This is a genomic window from Aeromonas sp. 19NY04SH05-1, from assembly GCF_040581895.1.
Lineage (GTDB): Bacteria > Pseudomonadota > Gammaproteobacteria > Enterobacterales > Aeromonadaceae > Aeromonas > Aeromonas enteropelogenes.
Genome location: NZ_CP095328.1, coordinates 56,829 through 73,931 on the forward strand (window position 1 = coordinate 56,829; position 17,103 = coordinate 73,931).

The 17,103-nt window shown below is 62.6% G+C and carries 15 protein-coding genes; 7 read left to right on the plus strand and 8 right to left on the minus strand.

The genetic code is table 11. The features are described 5' to 3' along the window. Positions 1–65: 65 nt before the first annotated feature. From dnaN to gyrB, 3 genes are read left to right on the plus strand one after another with little or no spacing between them, the layout of a single operon-like run. Positions 66–1,169: a DNA polymerase III subunit beta gene (gene dnaN / locus MRK42_RS00290; RefSeq protein WP_026456354.1), complete on the plus strand. Its 1,104-nt coding sequence runs from the start codon at positions 66–68 to the stop codon at positions 1,167–1,169. Between the two features lie 2 nt (positions 1,170–1,171). Continuing rightward, complete coding sequence (gene recF / locus MRK42_RS00295) at positions 1,172–2,275, plus strand: DNA replication/repair protein RecF (protein ID WP_042073481.1); 1,104 nt, start codon at positions 1,172–1,174, stop codon at positions 2,273–2,275. Beyond that, on the plus strand, positions 2,272–4,683 hold the full coding sequence (gene gyrB, locus MRK42_RS00300) for a DNA topoisomerase (ATP-hydrolyzing) subunit B (RefSeq protein WP_026456353.1): 2,412 nt from the start codon (positions 2,272–2,274) through the stop codon (positions 4,681–4,683). Before recF ends, gyrB begins: the two co-directional genes overlap by 4 nt. Before the next feature lie 101 nt (positions 4,684–4,784). Here the strand turns inward: gyrB and MRK42_RS00305 are convergent, their stop codons facing one another. Further along, positions 4,785–5,162: a VOC family protein gene (locus tag MRK42_RS00305; protein WP_354688692.1), complete on the minus strand. Its 378-nt coding sequence runs from the start codon at positions 5,160–5,162 to the stop codon at positions 4,785–4,787. Between the two features lie 66 nt (positions 5,163–5,228). After that, complete coding sequence (locus MRK42_RS00310) at positions 5,229–5,933, minus strand: YafY family protein (RefSeq protein WP_354688693.1); 705 nt, start codon at positions 5,931–5,933, stop codon at positions 5,229–5,231. 236 nt (positions 5,934–6,169) lie between these two features. Here MRK42_RS00310 and MRK42_RS00315 point away from each other — a divergent pair, with 236 nt between their 5' ends. Both MRK42_RS00315 and MRK42_RS00320 read left to right on the plus strand, forming a co-directional pair. Beyond that, on the plus strand, positions 6,170–6,583 hold the full coding sequence (locus tag MRK42_RS00315; protein ID WP_010635612.1) for an Hsp20 family protein: 414 nt from the start codon (positions 6,170–6,172) through the stop codon (positions 6,581–6,583). A gap of 90 nt (positions 6,584–6,673) precedes the next feature. After that, complete coding sequence (locus MRK42_RS00320) at positions 6,674–7,114, plus strand: Hsp20 family protein (RefSeq protein ID WP_042027063.1); 441 nt, start codon at positions 6,674–6,676, stop codon at positions 7,112–7,114. A gap of 75 nt (positions 7,115–7,189) precedes the next feature. On the opposite strand, the gene MRK42_RS00325 is transcribed toward MRK42_RS00320, so the two are convergent. Continuing rightward, positions 7,190–8,440, minus strand: a complete 1,251-nt coding sequence (locus MRK42_RS00325) for a valine--pyruvate transaminase (protein ID WP_026456289.1) — start codon at positions 8,438–8,440, stop codon at positions 7,190–7,192. 282 nt (positions 8,441–8,722) lie between these two features. Here MRK42_RS00325 and MRK42_RS00330 point away from each other — a divergent pair, with 282 nt between their 5' ends. Next, a complete protein-coding gene (locus MRK42_RS00330) occupies positions 8,723–8,956 on the plus strand; it encodes a hypothetical protein (RefSeq protein ID WP_005307116.1) in 234 nt (77 codons plus the stop codon). On the opposite strand, the gene MRK42_RS00335 is transcribed toward MRK42_RS00330, so the two are convergent. Then, a complete protein-coding gene (locus MRK42_RS00335) occupies positions 8,886–9,710 on the minus strand; it encodes a helix-turn-helix transcriptional regulator (protein ID WP_354688694.1) in 825 nt (274 codons plus the stop codon). The genes MRK42_RS00330 and MRK42_RS00335 overlap by 71 nt on opposite strands. A gap of 92 nt (positions 9,711–9,802) precedes the next feature. Here MRK42_RS00335 and MRK42_RS00340 point away from each other — a divergent pair, with 92 nt between their 5' ends. Continuing rightward, positions 9,803–10,930, plus strand: coding sequence for a multidrug effflux MFS transporter (locus MRK42_RS00340; protein WP_354688695.1), 1,128 nt, complete (start codon positions 9,803–9,805; stop codon positions 10,928–10,930). 4 nt (positions 10,931–10,934) lie between these two features. Here the strand turns inward: MRK42_RS00340 and MRK42_RS00345 are convergent, their stop codons facing one another. The 4 genes from MRK42_RS00345 to kdpB all read right to left on the minus strand — a co-directional run bounded on the left by MRK42_RS00345 (position 10,935) and on the right by kdpB (position 17,091). After that, positions 10,935–11,618 (minus strand): response regulator, encoded by a 684-nt coding sequence (locus MRK42_RS00345; protein WP_017766638.1) that lies wholly within the window; start codon positions 11,616–11,618, stop codon positions 10,935–10,937. A gap of 38 nt (positions 11,619–11,656) precedes the next feature. Further along, complete coding sequence (locus tag MRK42_RS00350; RefSeq protein ID WP_354688696.1) at positions 11,657–14,245, minus strand: sensor histidine kinase KdpD; 2,589 nt, start codon at positions 14,243–14,245, stop codon at positions 11,657–11,659. A gap of 102 nt (positions 14,246–14,347) precedes the next feature. Continuing rightward, positions 14,348–14,875: a potassium-transporting ATPase subunit C gene (locus MRK42_RS00355; protein WP_354688697.1), complete on the minus strand. Its 528-nt coding sequence runs from the start codon at positions 14,873–14,875 to the stop codon at positions 14,348–14,350. Positions 14,876–15,033: 158 nt separating this feature from the next. Beyond that, positions 15,034–17,091: a potassium-transporting ATPase subunit KdpB gene (gene kdpB, locus MRK42_RS00360; RefSeq protein WP_354688698.1), complete on the minus strand. Its 2,058-nt coding sequence runs from the start codon at positions 17,089–17,091 to the stop codon at positions 15,034–15,036. Positions 17,092–17,103 lie beyond the last annotated feature (12 nt).

Consider the following 17,103-nt stretch of genomic DNA (forward strand, 5'->3'; position numbering starts at 1 on the left):
AGATGCAGATCGAATATTCCAACCTGATCCGAATCCTTTCCTCCTAATCACTACGGAGAGCACAGATGCAGCTCGAAATTAGCCGTGAGGCCCTGTTACGTCCTCTGCAACTGGTGTCCGGCGCCCTCGGTGGCCGACCGACCCTGCCGATCCTCGGCAACGTGCTGCTTGATGTCAGCAACGGTCTGCTGTCACTGACCGGTACCGATCTCGAAGTGGAGATGATCGGTCAGGTCTATCTGAACGGGGCCAGTGAAGATGGCCGCACCACAGTGCCGGCACGCAAGCTGCTGGATATCTGCCGCGGCCTGCCAGAAGGCGCCGAGATCCGTCTCAATACCGAAGGCGAGCGCCTGATCATCCGTTCCGGCCGCTCCCGCTTCAACCTGTCGACCCTGCCGGCGACAGAATACCCGAACATCGAGGACTGGGAGTCCGTGCTCGAGTTCGACATCAGCCAGCTGGAACTGAAGAAGCTGATCGATGCTACCCAGTTCTCCATGGCGAGCCAGGACGTGCGTTACTACCTGAACGGCATGCTGTTCGAGAGTGAAGGGCATGGCTTGCGCACTGTGGCGACCGACGGTCACCGCTTGGCTACCTGCCGCCGTGAGGTCGTCGGGGAATCGCTGCCCGATCATCAGGTTATCCTGCCGCGCAAAGGGGTACTGGAACTGGTGCGTCTGCTGGAGGCGGAAGACAAGCCGGTGCGGCTGCAGATCGGCCGCAGCAACCTGCGCGCCGCCCTCGACGGTTTCATTTTCACCTCCAAGCTGGTGGATGGCCGCTTCCCGGACTGGCGCCGTGTCATTCCGCGCAACAGCGACAAGGCCCTGATCGCCGGTCGCGAGGATCTGCGCCAGGCCTTTGCCCGTGCCGCCATCCTCTCCAACGAGAAATTCCGTGGTGTGCGTCTCAATCTGCAGGAAAACCTGCTGCGCATCACCGCCAACAACCCGGAACAGGAAGAAGCCGAAGAGCTGCTTGACGTACAATATGCCGCTGGCGAGATGGAGATAGGCTTCAACGTCTCTTATGTGCTGGACGTGCTGAATACGTTAAAATGTGACCAAATCCGGGTCAGTCTGAGTGATTCCGTCAGCAGTGCCATTATTGAGGATTTTGACAATCAGGATGCTCAGTATGTGGTAATGCCGATGCGGATCTAGTCGTGTCTCTGGTCAAACTCCAGCTCAGCGACTTTCGCAATATCCAGCAAGCCAGTCTCAAGCTGTCACCCGGCCTCAACATCCTGGTCGGGTGCAATGGCAGCGGCAAGACCAGCGTGCTGGAAGCCATTCACTACCTCGGTCTGGGGCGCTCCTTTCGCACTCACCTGACCGGGCGGGTCATCCGCCAGGGGGAGAGGGCGTTTACCCTGTTCGCCCAGTGCGAACTGGAGGGGCGCCAGGTCCCCATCGGTCTCGCCAAGGACAAGAGTGGCGAGACCCAGCTCAAGATTGCCGGGGCCCAGGCCCAGCGTCTGGCCGATCTGGCCGAGCTGCTGCCGGTGCAGTTGATCCATCCAGATGGCTTCAATCTGCTGACCGGCGGGCCCCAGGCTCGCCGGGCCTGGCTCGACTGGGGCGTTTTTCATCAAGAGCCGACCTTCTTCGCCCTGTGGGGTCGAGTGCGGCGCCTGCTGAAACAGCGCAATGCGCTGCTGCGCCAGAGCACCCAGTATCGCCAGCTGGCGTTCTGGGATCAGGAGCTGGTGCGATTGGGGGGCGAGTTGGCGGCGTTTCGCGCCAACTATTGTCAGGCTATTACGCCCCTGATCAAGGAGATGACGGCGGACTTTTTGCCGGAATTCGATATCAGCCTAGGTTTCTATCGGGGCTGGGAGAAGGATACCCCCCTCAACGAGTTGCTGGAGGCGGGATTTGAGCGGGATCGGTCGCTGGGCTATACCGGCGTCGGTCCACAGAAAGCCGATGTGCGCCTCAAGGCGAACGGGGTGCCTGCTCAGGATATTTTGTCCCGGGGTCAGTTGAAGTTGCTGGTCTGTGCCATGCGGCTGGCCCAAGGGCTCTATTTGAATCAACATAGCAGCCGTGGCTGTATTTTTTTAATTGACGATTTTGCCTCTGAGCTGGATGTCGAGAAGCGTCGTTTGCTGGCCGCAAGGCTGAAGCAGTGTGCGTCCCAGGTGTTTATCACCGCCATCGACACCGGTCAGCTCGCAGACATGATGGATGCGAATGACTGCAAGTTGTTCCACGTGGAACAAGGCAAGATCTCCGAAACGTTAGAGAAGGCAGAGAGTAAGCTATGAGTGAAAATACTTACGACTCCTCGAATATCAAGGTACTGAAGGGCCTGGATGCGGTCCGCAAGCGCCCGGGGATGTATATCGGCGATACGGATGATGGCTCGGGCCTGCACCACATGGTGTTCGAAGTGGTCGATAACTCCATTGACGAGGCGCTCGCTGGCTACTGCTCCGAGATTCAGGTCAAGATCCATTCCGACGGCTCCGTCTCCGTCCGCGACAACGGTCGTGGCATTCCGGTCGATATTCACCCGGAAGAGGGCCGTTCCGCTGCCGAAGTCATCATGACGGTGCTGCACGCCGGCGGCAAGTTCGACGACAACTCCTACAAGGTATCCGGTGGTCTGCACGGCGTGGGTGTCTCCGTCGTAAACGCCCTCTCTGACAAGCTGCTGCTGACTATTCGTCGCAACGGTCACGTCTACGAGCAGACCTATCACCTGGGCGAGCCACAGGCACCGCTCAAGCAGATCGGTGATGCCACCACTACCGGAACCGAAGTGCGCTTCTGGCCGAGCCCGACCATCTTCAGCGACACCCTGTTCCACTACGAGATCCTGGCCAAGCGCCTGCGCGAGCTCTCCTTCCTCAACTCCGGCGTCTCCATTCGTCTGATGGATGAGCGTGATGGCCGTGAGGCTCACTTCTGCTACGAAGGCGGCATCAAGGCGTTCGTCGAGTACCTGAACCAGAACAAGACCCCGATCCACCCGAAAGTGTTCCACTTCACCACCGAACAGGACGGTATCGGCGTCGAAGTTGCCATGCAGTGGAACGACGCCTATCAGGAAGGGGTGTACTGCTTCACCAACAACATACCGCAGCGGGATGGTGGCACCCACCTGGTGGGCTTCCGTACCGCGCTGACCCGTACCCTCAACTCCTACATGGACAAAGAGGATTACAGCAAGAAGGCCAAATCTGCCGCCAGTGGTGACGACGTGCGTGAAGGTTTGATTGCCGTTATCTCCGTCAAGGTGCCGGATCCCAAGTTCTCCTCCCAGACCAAGGACAAGCTGGTTTCTTCTGAAGTGAAGACTGCGGTCGAACAGGCGATGGGCGAGAAGCTGGCCGACTTCCTGCTGGAAAACCCGGGCGATGCCAAAATCGTGGTCAACAAGATCATCGATGCGGCCCGCGCCCGTGAAGCGGCCCGCAAGGCCCGCGAACTGACCCGCCGCAAGGGTGCGCTGGACATCGCAGGTCTGCCCGGCAAGCTGGCGGACTGTCAGGAGAAAGACCCGGCGCTCTCCGAACTCTACATAGTGGAAGGGGACTCTGCGGGCGGTTCCGCCAAGCAGGGTCGCAATCGTAAGAACCAGGCCATCCTGCCGCTCAAGGGCAAGATCCTGAACGTGGAGAAGGCCCGTTTCGACAAGATGATCTCCTCTCAGGAGGTGGGCACCCTGATCACCGCACTGGGCTGCGGCATCGGTCGTGACGAGTACAACCCGGACAAGCTGCGCTATCACAACATCATCATCATGACCGATGCGGACGTCGATGGTGCGCACATCCGTACCCTGCTGCTGACCTTCTTCTATCGTCAGATGCCGGAAATCATCGAACGTGGCTATGTCTACATCGCCCAGCCGCCGCTCTACAAGGTGAAGAAGGGCAAGCAGGAGCAGTACCTGAAAGACGAAGATGCGCTGCTGCAGTACCAGACTGCCATGGCGCTGGATGGTGCGACCCTGCACGTCAACGAGTCCGCCCCGGCCATCGGTGGTGAGGCACTGGAGCGTCTGGTCAACCAGCATCGCGCCGTGACCCACCTGATCACCCGCATGTCCCGCCGTGCACCGGAAGCCGTGCTGACCCAGCTGATCTATCAGCCGGAACTGAACGAAGCCCTGCTGACCAGCGAGAGCGATCTGCAGGCCTGGTGTCAGAGCATGGAAGCTGTGCTCAACGAGAGCAACCAGGGCATCCAGTACCAGATGCAAGTGCGTCGTGACGAAGAGCGCAGCCTGTTTGTGCCGCACGCCGTGGTACGTCAGCACGGTGTCGACCGAGAATATCCGCTCAGCTACGACTTCCTGCAGTCCGGTGAATACCGCCAGCTGGTCTCGCTGGGCAAGGAGATCGCCAACCTGATCGAGGAAGGTGGTTACATCAAGCGTGGCGAGAAGGTGAAACCGGTCTCCAGCTTCGTTGAAGCGGTCGAGTGGCTGATGAACGAAGGCAAGCGCGGTATCTACATCCAGCGCTATAAAGGGCTGGGCGAGATGAACCCGGATCAGCTGTGGGAAACCACCATGGATCCGGAAGCCCGCCGCATGCTGCGTGTCACCATTGATGACGCCGTCGGTGCCGACCAGCTCTTCTCCACCCTGATGGGGGATGCAGTAGAGCCGCGTCGCGACTTCATCGAGACCAACGCCCTGCGGGTGGCCAACCTCGACGTCTAATTCGACGCATCAGTACGATATTAAAAAGCCGCTCCCTGTGAGCGGCTTTTTGTTTTCTGGGCGAAGGAAGTGGCACGTTCCACGTGGAACATTGAACCCGATTACCCCAGTTCAGGTGCAGGGCAGTAGAGGCGCAGACGATGGCCGTCCGGATCGAGGGCCATGCAGGTGTAGCCAAACTCCATCCGGGTCGGTGCCTGGATCAGGGTAAGCCCGCGTGCCTGCCACTCCGCAGACTGGCGATCGACGGCTGCATCATCGGGGAGGGCGAAGGCCAGCTCCATGGCCCCGGCAGTTTGGGTCACAGCGGGTTCGACCGTGGCGCTGGACCAGAGTGCCAGCCTGGCGCCTGACTCGAACACGAACATGGCAAAGGTGGGGGACTCTTCCACCGGTGAGCGGCCGAACAGCTCGCGGTAGAAGAGCGCATTGCGGGTCGGGTTGGCAACATAGAGGATGGTGAATTGGGGGACTAACATGGTGATGCTCCTTGCTGGTGAGATGGCGCATCGGCGCCGACCCCATCAGCATGGCGCCGCCTGCTGTCAGTTTCTGTCAGCAATGAATCTGGGTTGCGGGATCTGCTGGCTGGCGCGCCACTCCTTGAGCAACCGTTCCCGACTGCCAGGATAAGGTTGCGCCTCCAGTCGCATCGCGTTGATCCTGTCCACCCGAAAGTGGCGAAAGCCCTGGCGCAGCTCGCACCAGGCCACCAGTACCCGCACCTGATCGAAGTAGCCGAGGGCGAAGGTCCAGACGGTGCGCTCCGAACTCTCTTCCTTGTGATCCCGATAGTTCAGGGTCACCTTGCGCTGCTGGCGGATGGCGCTGCGCAGCGGAGCCTCATCGACGGGGCTGTCACCGCGAGCGGTGCCGATCAGCAGGGCATTGGCATGCAACTGTTGGCGATAATCGGCGGGCAGCACGGCCTCTATCTTGGCCAGCGCGCTGCTGGCGGCGGTGCTGAGGGCATGATCGGCATGGGCCGCCACCCAGCGTGAGCCCAGTACCAGCGCATCCAGCTCCTCTTCGCTGAACATCAGCGGCGGCAGCATGAAGCCGGGGCGCAGCACATAGCCGATACCCGCTTCCCCCTCGATGTGGGCGCCCTGTGCCTGCAGGGTGGCGATATCCCGATAGAGGGTGCGCAGACTGATGCCAAGCTGGCTGGCCAGCTCGCTGCCGGTAATGGCGTAGCGGTGGCCGCGCAGCAGTTGCAGCAGGGCCAGCAGGCGTTCGGAACGGGACATGATGTGACTCCTCAAGATCTCCGCTCAGGGTGCCATGTTTGTGGTCGAGGGAGAAAGCCCAATGAGGAAAAAGCCTGCAAATGGGCGGAGAGAAGATTTTTCGATCAGAGCCCTTGAAAGCCGAAAGCGGGCCCCTATATAGATAACAAGGCCGGAACGCTCGACAGAGGTTTCGACCAGGCGCCCGTCCATCAGGAGGGCAAACAATCCGTTATTGCTCAAAAGAGGATAATACTATGCGTTCTATCGACTTTTCTCCGCTCTATCGTTCTGCCATCGGTTTCGATCGTCTGGCCAATCTCATCGAATCTGCGGCCAGCAATGGCAATGCCGGTTATCCCCCCTACAACATCGAGCAGCTGGGTGACAGCGACTACCGCATCAGCATGGCGGTGGCGGGCTTTACCCAGGAAGAGCTGGAGCTGAGCTTCCAGGAAAATCTGCTGACGGTGAAGGGCAACAAGCAGGCCGATACCGAGCGTAACTACCTCTATCAAGGCATAGCAGAACGTGGCTTCGAGCGTCGCTTCCAGCTGGCCGACTATGTGCGGGTGAAGGGCGCCGACCTGAAAAACGGTCTGCTGCACATCGACCTGGTGCGCGAAGTGCCCGAGGCGATGAAGCCCCGCAAGATCGAGATCAACGGCTGACAGCCTGACCTCGTTGCATTGTTGATGTTTCCCGGGTGCCGATTGGGCCCGTGGAGAGTAAACCCTGTTGCTTTATAGAAGGATAGGATCATGCGTAACCTCGATTTTTCTCATCTCTATTCCAATGCCGTCGGCTTCGAGCGGATGGCCCGTGAGCTGGAAGGCCTGTTCGATCAGAAGACCTCGGCCTACCCCCCGTACAACATCGAAAAACGCGATCACGACAGCTACCTCATCACGGTTGCCGTGGCCGGTTTCGATCGCAATGAGCTGGAGCTGGAGACCGAAAACGGCACTCTCAAGGTGAAGGGGCGCAAGGTCGCCTCCATGGGCGAGCGCCAGTTCCTCCATCAAGGGATCGCCGAGCGGGACTTCGAGCTCGCCTTCAAGCTGAGCCAGCATGTAGAGGTGCAGGGTGCCAAGCTGGAGCATGGCCTGCTGACCATAGAGCTGGCCCGCGAGCTGCCGGAGGCGCTCAAGCCCCGCGCCATCCCCATCGGCAAACCCGAGCAGCTGGCGCTGCCCGGCTAAACAGTACCGCTGACCAGCTGATAGAAGAGAGGCCTGCATTTGCAGGCCTCTCTGTTTTTGTATCGCCGAACTGGCTTAGCCGGCGTAGAGGGTGTTGATCTCGTCAGCCAGGATGGCGATGCCGCGGCGCACCAGCTCCTCGCTCTGGGAGTAGTTGAGGCGGATGCACTCCCGGCTGTGACGCCACTCGGGATCGTCGATGCCGGGGAAGAAGTAGTGGCCCGGCACGATCAGCAGGTTCTTCGTCTTCAATCGCTCATACAGTTCCTGGCAGTGGATCGGCAGGTCTTCGAACCAGAGCCAGAGGAAGAGGGCGCCTTCCGGCTTGTGGATGTGGAAGCGCGGATCGGGGATGGCCTCGCGCAGCAGCTGCACCGCCAGCTCCGCCTTCTGCCGATAGAAGGGTTTCACCACCTGCTCGCTGAGGGCGATGATCTCGCCGCTCTCGATCATCGGAATGGTGATGGCGGGGCCCAGACTGCCCGGTGCCAGATTGATGATGCCGCTCAGGTTGGTGATGGCCTGAATGATCTTCTCGTCGGCGATGACGATGCCGCAGCGGGTGCCCGGCAACCCCAGCTTGGAGAGGCTCATGCAGAGGATGGTGTTGGCGTTCCAGAACGGCTTGGCCTCGCTGAAGATGATGCCAGGGAAGGGGACGCCGTAGGCGTTGTCGATCAGCAGCGGAATACCCTTGTCGCGGGCGATCTGATCGAGGTGCTCGATCTCTTCGTCGGTCAGCACGTTGCCGGTCGGGTTGGTGGGGCGGGAGACGCAGATCACCCCGATGTCGTCACCCACCTGCAGGCTCTCGAAGTCCACGTGATATTTGAACTGGCCGTCTGGCAGTTTCTCGATGGTGGGCTTGTAGGCCACGAAGTAGTCGTCTGCCAGTGCCGAATCGGCATAACCGATGTACTCGGGGGCGAGCGGGAACAGCACCTTCTTCTTGCGGCCATCGGCAAATTCGCCCGCCAGCAGGTTGAACAAATAGAAGAAGGCGTTCTGGCTGCCGTTGGTCAGGGCGATGTTGCGGGCGGAAATCTCCCAGCCCAGCTCCTTGCTGAGCAGGGCCGCCAGCGCCTTGGTGAACCTGTCCTTGCCCTGGGGGCCATCGTAGTTGGCCATCGCCTTCACCAGCTCACCGTTGTCGAGCAGGCTCTTGGCCTCGGCCTGAAAGCGTTCCAGCATGGCGGGGATGGGGGCCGGATTGCCGCCACCCAGCATGATGGCGTCCGGATTGGTCAGCCCCTGATTAAGGTCATCCATGAGTTGGGTAATACCGGCATGGCGAGTGAACTTCTCGCCGAACAAGGAAAATTCCATTCGGTGACAGATCCAGAGTCAGTTACGGGGGAGCTAGCACCATAGCTCAGTTTAAAAGCGAGTGTCGATCAAAAAGATGGGACGTTCCACGTGGAACAGCAGGCAAAATCTAGTGTGGTGAAAATAACCACTTGTTGGTTCAATCCTGACTACAGGATGTTTTCCAACTGGCGCCATTTATTATCTAAAAATAATTAATTTAAACAAAATCATGTTGTTATAGATGTGGCACAACAATTGGAATAGTTATCTGGTCATCTCAACCACACCGGAGCACACCAGATGAAAATCCTGATCGCAACCTTGATTGCCAGCAGCCTGAGCCTGAACGTCATGGCCGACGAATACCCCAGACCCGAACTGGACAGCGTCAAGCTGGAGCAGGAAATATTGGCCCAGCAGCAGCAGGCCTCCCATGCCGTGGTGGCGGAAGCCATTCACAACCTCAAGCCGCTGGCGCTGGATACCCTGGTGGTGGAGGCGAGCTCGGCCGATGCGACTCATCCCGAGAGTTGAGATAGCGCAAGGGGGTCTGCCCCGTGTGTTGCCTGAAGAAGGCGATGAAGGCACTGTCGCTGGCGAACTCCAGCGCAGCCGCCACCCGACTGATGGGCTCGGCTTCGGCCAGCAGCTCCAGCGCCCGCAGCAGTCGCCACTGCTGACGCCAGGCCTGGTAGCTCATACCGGTCTCCCGCATGAAGATGCGGCCTATGGTCTTGTCACTGGCACCCACCCGTTCGGCCAGCCGGTTGAGCCGATCGGGTAGGGCATCGCCCTGTTTCACCTCCTGCAGCCAGCCCGCCAGACGCACGTCTGACGGCAGCGGCAACTGCCAGGATTCCCGCGGCGCTTGCGTCAGCTCCTCTTTCAATAGTGCCAGCGTGCAGGTCTGCTCTGCCTCCGGCTTGTCCCACGGCCAGAGCGCCATCCGTTCGATGATCTCCCGCAGCAGCGGGTTGACCGCCAGCACCGCCATCTCGACCGGCAAGCCGGGCTCCGGCTGGAAGTAGAGGGAGCGATAGGCCACCACCCCGCGCATCAGCACCCGATGGGGCAGACCCGCCGGCAACCAGGCGGCCCGCGTCTGCGGCAGCAGGCAGACCTGATCGTCCAGCTCTATGGTCATGCAGCCGGCCTGGGCGAACAGCAGCTGATGGCGCCTGTGCTGATGGCGGCCAGAGTCGTGCCAGCCGAGGGCGGCGGCGATCCCGATGGCACTGCCGTCGTGCTGGTCCGGATCAAAAGGGTGATCGGGAAGAATAAAGGCCATGTGTCCGATTCTTGATGTTTATAGTCCTGCTTATTGTAATCGGACAATCGGCGTCACTCTAGAATGACGGCCTCTAGTGAAGGAGGTTTGTCATGAACAACAAGTTGCCACCGCTCTGGCTGGTGGTCGGACTGATGATGTTTCCGCAGATAGTGGAGACCATCTACAGCCCGGTACTGACCCATATCGCCACTGAGTTTCGGGTGAGCGAGGGGCAGGCATCCCAGACCCTGTCGGTCTATTTTCTGGCGTTTGCGGCGGGCGTGGTTTGCTGGGGTCGGTTGTGCGATCTCATCGGGCGGCGCCCAGCCATGCTGGCGGGCCTGCTGACCTATGGCGCCGGCACCCTGCTGGCGTTGCTGGCCACCCAGTTTGAAACCCTGCTGCTGGCCCGGGTCATTGCGGCCTTCGGCGCCGCCGTGGGTTCAGTGGTGACCCAGACCATGCTGCGCGACAGCTATCAAGGCAGCGATCTGGCGCGGGTCTTTTCGGTGATGGGCATAGCGCTCTCCCTCAGCCCAGTGCTGGGGCTGGTGAGCGGCGGCCTGCTGGCCGATGGTTTTGGTTATCTCGGGATATTTGGCGCCCTGCTGGCACTGGCAGTCGGCTTGTTGTTGATGGCCTGCTGGCAGTTGCCGGAAACCCGGCCGATCACCACCCAGCGAGTGGCACTCTGGCCGCTGGCATGCCGGATGGTGCGTGATAGCGGCTTGTGGCGCAGCGCCGCTTTGGTGGCCCTGTTCAACACCATGCTGTTCGGCTACTACAGTCTGGCGCCATTTCTGTTTGCCGGGCTGGGGCTGAGCGCGGGCGAGTTTGGTTACTCCGGTATCGTGCTGGCACTGGCGACCCTGGGGGGCAGTCTGCTCAACAAGCGTCTGTTGGGGCTTGGCTGGTCGCCTGCCTCGCTGATCCGGCTCGCCGCCGTGTTGGCGCTGGGCTCGGGTTGGCTGGTGTGGGCCAGCCAGGCTTCACTCTGGTTTCTGCTGCCCATGACGGGAGTGGTAGTGGCGTTCGGGCTGGCGATCCCCAATGTGCTGAGCCAGGCGTTGCTGGCCTATCGGGAGGTGGCGGGCAGTGCTGGCGCCCTGTTCGGGCTCGGTTACTACCTGTTGCTCAGCCTGGGGTTGGCGGTTGCTGCCAGCTTGCAGGATCTCGGTCTGCTGCTCGGTGGCTGCGGTCTGTTGGCCCTGTGTTGTTGCTGGCGTCGTTCCACGTGAAACATCAGCTGCCGATAAAGCGGTAGCCGATGCCGGATTCGGTCTCGATAAGGGCGGGGTCTTGAGGGTTATCCCCCAGCTTCTTGCGCAGGCTGGCGATGACGATGCGCAGGTAGTGGGTGTCCTCCTTGTGGCTCGGCCCCCAGATGTCGTTGAGCAGCTGGGTCTGCAGCACCAGCTTGCCGGGGTGGCACACCAGCGCCTGCAGCAGGGCGAACTCCTTACGGGAAAGGGCCACCTCTTCCTCCCCCAGGGTGACCCTGTGGCTGCTGCTGTCCAGGGTCAGCCCGCATTGGGGGAAGTGGCGCTGCTCGCCACTACTGACCCCGGCCCGCTGGCGCAGCAGCACCCGGATACGGGCCATCATTTCACCGACGCCGAACGGCTTGCTCATGTAGTCATTGGCTCCGGCATCCAGCAGGCGCACCTTCTCCTGCTCCGAGTCCCGCGCCGACAGCACCAGTACTGGATGCTGATGGTGCTCGCGAATGGCCTGCAACACCTGAAGACCATCCCCATCCGGCAGGCCCAGATCCAGGATCACCAGGTCGGGGTTGAGGTGGCGATACTGCGCTAGCCCCTCGTTGACGCCAACGGCCTCGCTGACCTGATGACCTTCGGCGATCAGGCTGATCCGCAAAAAACGGCGGATGGCCGCCTCGTCATCGATGACCAGTATGTGAGCCATTCAACCTCCAGCTCGCTGATGAAAAAGGGCGGCGACCATCAGGCCGCCGGTGCGTTGAGGGCCAGCGGCAGAGAGATGCGCATGCAGGTACCGTTGCCGTTGGGACCGGAAAAGGCCCAGATGCGGCCCCCATGGACCTCTATCATAGCGCGGGAAATGGCGAGGCCAAGCCCGGTACCACGGCTGCCGCAATCACCGACCGGCTGGGTGTAGAAGAGGTTGAAGATCTTGTCGCGGTCCGACTCGGCGATGCCAACCCCGATATCGATGATGTCGATGATGAGGTCGGGGTCCGCCAGCATCACCTTGAACTCGATGGGGGTGCCGGCCGGCGAGTAGCGGGAGGCGTTGTCGAGGATGTTGACCAGCACCTGCTCGATCAGGGCGCCGTGCACATAGAGCCGGGGGATCTGCTGATCGAAGTGCACCAGCAGCTTGTGCTGGCGCCAGGAGGAGTCGAGTCGGCGGCGGGCATTCTCCACCAGATCCGCCAGATCGACCCAGTCCCGTTTCAGCTGGAAGTCGGGTGAGCCGATGCGGGTCATGTCCAGCAGGTTCTGCACATAGCTGTGCAGGCGGCGCGCCTCCTCCTGCACCGAGTGCAACAGCTCGCTGCGGTCTTCGCTGCTGATCCGGTCACCATATTCCAGCAGGGTGCTGCCGGCCCCCATGATGGTGGCGAGCGGCGTCTTCAAATCGTGGGAGACAGAAGAGAGCAGGGCGGCGCGCATCCGGTCGGTCTCCGCCTGCAGCTGGCTGTCGGCCAGCCGCTCGTTGAGATCGATCCGCGCCAGCGCGGCGCGGATATCGGTGAGCAGCGCCTGCAGCTGATGCTCGGCCGAAGAGGCGAGCGGATTGGTCAGCAGTATGCCCAGCACCAGATCATCGCTGAGGTGGTGGTACTGGGCCTCGGCCGCGTTGAGGGTGGCGGTGTGGGCGCCAGCGCTCTGCTTCTGGGCCAGACACCAGTCGATGGCCGCCTTGTCGGTCTGCCCCGGCTTGTGCTCGGTCGAGCCGGCCCAGTACTGGTAGTGCCGATCGAGGGCAAACACTGGCTGGCCCAGCGCCAGCGAGATGGCCTGGCTCCCTTGCCTGAGCACCTCGACCGGGCTGCTGGCGGTGGCCAGCCCCTGGCTCAGGGAGAGCAGGGCGTTGCCCAGCTGCTGGGTCTCGCGCAGGCCGACCAGCTGCTGGCGCTGACGGGAGGCGAGCCGTCCGGCCGTGATGCCGACGATGAGCAGCACGAACAGGGTGAGCAGGTCGCTGTGGCTGGCGACGCTGAGGGAGAAGTAGGGGACGGTGAACAGCAGGTTGTGGCCGACGAAGCCCAGCACGGCGGCCAGGATGGCGGGCACCAGGCTGGTGGTGAGCGCGGTGGCCAGCACCCCCAGTACGAACAGCATGGGCAGGGAGGCGGGCGGCAGCCAGTGGGAGAGTCCCCAGACGGCGGCCGAGGTGGTCCCCATGATGACCACCGCCAGCAGGCTCTGGCGAATGTCCTTGGGGTGGAGCGGCTGCCACTTTAGGCCGGGTTTGCGCTTCTCTGTGTCCACCAAGGTGATCTCGAGCCCCTGCGCCTGCCTGAGCAGATGCTGCACCAGGGAGCGGCGCCACGGCGCCTTGTGAGGTTTGCCCAGCAGCAGTTGCGACACCTGCTGCTGCTCGGCCGTCTCCAGCAGGGCATCGGCCACCGACGGGCTGGAGAGGGTCAGCACCTTGGCCCCCAGCTGGGAGGCGAGCGCCAGCGCCTGCTCCTGTTCGGCGGAACGCTGCCCCTTGCTGTCGACGTGCACCACCAGCCAGGGCAGCTGACGGCGCTGGGCGAAGCGGTGGCCGTAGCGCACCAGGGCGGCGCCGTGCTCGTCGCCGAGGCAGACCATCAGCTTGCCCCGCAGTGGCAAGGTGGTCTTGCCGGCGGCCTGCCACTGCAGTTGCAGATCCCCCTCCACGTGGCTGGCGGCGGTCTGCATCGCCAGCTCCCGCAGGGCGGTCAGGTTGTTGAGGGAGAAGAAGGACTGCAGGGCGGCCTTGGCCTGGTGGGGCACATAGACCTTGCCCTCCTTGAGGCGGCCGAGCAGCTCCTTGGGGGGCAGGTCGATCAGCACCAGGCTGTCGGCCTCCAGCAGTACCTGGTCGGGCAGGGTCTCCTTGACCCTGACCCCGGTCAGCTGCCACACCAGATCGTTGAGGCTCTCCAGGTGTTGCACGTTGAGGGTGGTGTAGACGTCGATGCCGGCCCCGAGCAGCTCCTCCACATCCTGCCAGCGCTTCTCGTGGCGGCTGCCGGGGGCGTTGCTGTGGGCCAGCTCGTCCACCACGGCGATGGCGGGTTTGCGGGTCAGCAGGCCGTCCAGATCCATCTCCTCCAGCCGCTGCTGGCGGTGCAGGTGCAGCTTGCGCGGCTGGATGGCTAGCTTGTCGAGCAGGGCCAGGGTCTCCTGGCGACCGTGGGTTTCCACCACCCCGATCAGGATGTCGACCCCCTCCCTGGCCTGCTCCCGCACCGCCTGCAGCATGGCGTAGGTCTTGCCCACACCTGGGGCCGCGCCGAGAAACACCTTCAGCTTGCCCCTGTGCTCCTGTTCCAGGCTTGCCAGCAGGGCGTCCGCCCTCACTTCATCACGCATCCCCGCGCTCCCGTTGCATCGGCCGAACCGCGGCCGTGACCTCATTGCTCATGCTTGTCCCCGTTGTCGAACGAGAGCCTTCCCGAACGGCAAGGAGCGCCCTCAGGCGCCCTTTTGATGATCGAGTTGCAGGTTCAACTGGAGAATGTTGACCACCCGCGGGCCAAGGATACCAGCTTGTGTCGCCGACTTGACCAGCTCCGTCAGCCGAACGGGATCCAGCCCGCGTTGCCCGGCAACCCGCTCCACCTGAGCCAGCACCGCATCGAGCGGCAGATGGGGATCGAGGCCGGAGGCGGAGCGGGTCAGCAGGGCGGGGACCCTGGCCTCCGGCTGCGCCCTGGCCGCCGCTGCGGCAAACTCGGCCCGCAGCGGCGAGCTCATTCCCAGGTTGCTGGCGCCGCCACCTATGGTGGCGAAGTCGCTGGCGGAGGGGCGGGAGTGGAAGTAGTCGGCCCGCTCGAACTTCTGGGCCAGCAGGGCGCTGCCGACCACCTGCTGCTTGTCGTTGGTGAGCAGGCTGCCGTTGGCCTGCCAGGGGAAGAGCAGCTGGGCCAGCCTGGTGACGGTCAGCGGATAAGCCACCCCCAGCAGCAGGGTCAGGGTCAGCAGGGTTCTGATTGCTATCATGATTTTCTTGCTCCAAATACGTTGGTTGGATGCGGGTCTGCCCCGCATCCGGTGATGCCGTTACACCAGCCCCAGGCCGGTGATGACCAGGTCGATCAGCTTGATACCGATGTATGGGTGCACGATCTGGCCGTGGATACCATCGCGCTGCGTTTTCATCACACCAGCCCCAGGCCGGTGATGACCAGGTCGACCAACTTGATTCCGATAAAGGGCACGATCAGACCACCGACACCGTAGAGCAGCAGGTTGCGGCGCAGCAGGCTGGCTGCCGTGCCCTGCAGGCTGACCCCGCGCAGGGCCAGCGGCACCAGCGCGACGATGATCAGGGCGTTGAAGATGATGGCCGACAGGATGGCGCTCTCGGGGCTGCCCAGCTGCATCAGGTTCAGCGCCCCCAGCTCTGGATAGGCGGCGATGAACAGGGCCGGCAGAATGGCGAAGTACTTGGCCACGTCGTTGGCGATGGAGAAGGTGGTCAGGGCGCCACGGGTCACCAGCAGCTGCTTGCCCACCAGCACCACGTCCAGCAGCTTGGTGGGGTTGGAGTCGAGATCCACCAGGTTGCCTGCCTCCTTGGCGGCCTGGGTGCCCTCGTTCATGGCCAGCCCCACGTCGGCCTGGGCCAGCGCAGGGGCGTCGTTGGCGCCGTCCCCGCACATGGCCACCAGCCGGCCGTCTGCCTGCTCCTGGCGGATGTAGGCCAGCTTCTTCTCCGGTGTCGCCTCGGCGATGAAGTCGTCCACCCCGGCCTCGGCGGCGATGGCGGCGGCGGTCAGCGGGTTGTCGCCGGTGATCATCACGGTGCGGATCCCCATGTGGCGCAGGATCTGGAAGCGGGCCTTGATGCCCGGCTTGATGATGTCCTTGAGGAACACCACCCCCAGCAGCTTCTCGTGGGTGCAGACCAGCAGCGGGGTGCCGCCCTGGCGAGCTATGCTGTCGACCGACTTGAGGATGGGCTCGGGCACCGCCTTGCGATCGAGGGAGAGGTAGCGCAGCACGGCATCCACCGCCCCCTTGCGATAGTGATGACCGTTGCGATCCAGCCCGCTCAGCCGGGTCTCGGCGCTGAAGGGGATCAGGATGTCGCTCTCCAGCTGGCTCGGTCTGGTGTGGCTCTTGCCCGCCAGGGTCAGGATGGATTTGCCCTCCGGCGTGTTGTCACCCAGCGAAGCCAGCATGGCAGCTTGGGCCAGCAGGGCCGGATCGATACCGGGGGCCGGGATCAGTTCATCCGCCATCCGGTTGCCGAAGGTGATGGTGCCGGTCTTGTCCAGCAACAGGGTGCGCACGTCGCCGGCGGCCTCCACCGCCCGGCCCGACTTGGCGATGACGTTGAGCTTCACCAGCCGGTCCATGCCGGCGATGCCGATGGCGGAGAGCAAACCGCCGATGGTGGTCGGGATCAGGGTGATGAACAGGGCCAGCAGGTAGAGCCTGGGCACCTGGGTGCCGTTGTAGTCGAGGAACCAGGGCAGGGTGGCCACCACCAGCAGGAAGATCAGGGTCAGTCCCACCAGCAGGGCGTCCAGCGCCATCTCGTTGGGGGTCTTCTGGCGCTTGGCCCCTTCCACCAGCGCAATCATGCGATCCAGGGTGCTTTCGCCCGGATTGTTGCTGATGCGCACCCAGATCTCGTCGGAGACGACGGTGGTGTTGCCGGTCACGCCGCTGCGGTCGGTGCCCGACTCGCGGATGACGGGGGCGGATTCCCCCGTGATGGCAGCCTCGTTGACCGAGGCGATGCCGGCGACCACTTCGCCGTCGGCGGGGATCATCTCGCCGCTGCGCACCAGCACCAGATCGCCCTTGCGCAGGCTGGTGGCCGGCACCCACTCCCCCTTGTCATCCTGCGGATGGGTGACCCGGCGCGCCCTGAGCTGGCTCATGCCCGCCTTCAGGCTGTCGGCCCGTGCCTTGCCGCGCCCCTCGGCCAGGGTCTCGGCGAAGTTGGCAAACCAGAGGGTGAGCCAGAGCCAGGCGGTCAGCTGCCAGGCCAGTGAAGGGGCGACGCCGGAGACAGGCTGCCCCAGCAGGGATTCCACGCTGGCCATCACGGCCGCCAGCCAGAGGGTGAACAGGATGGGGCTGCCGAGCAGCGCCCTGGGGTTGAAGCGATAGAGGGCTTCCACCATGGCCTGCATGATCTGTGATTTCTGTTTCTTGCCCTTCACCTTGAGGGTGTCGGTGCTCATTGAAGCGGACTTGCTCATTGGAAAGCTCCC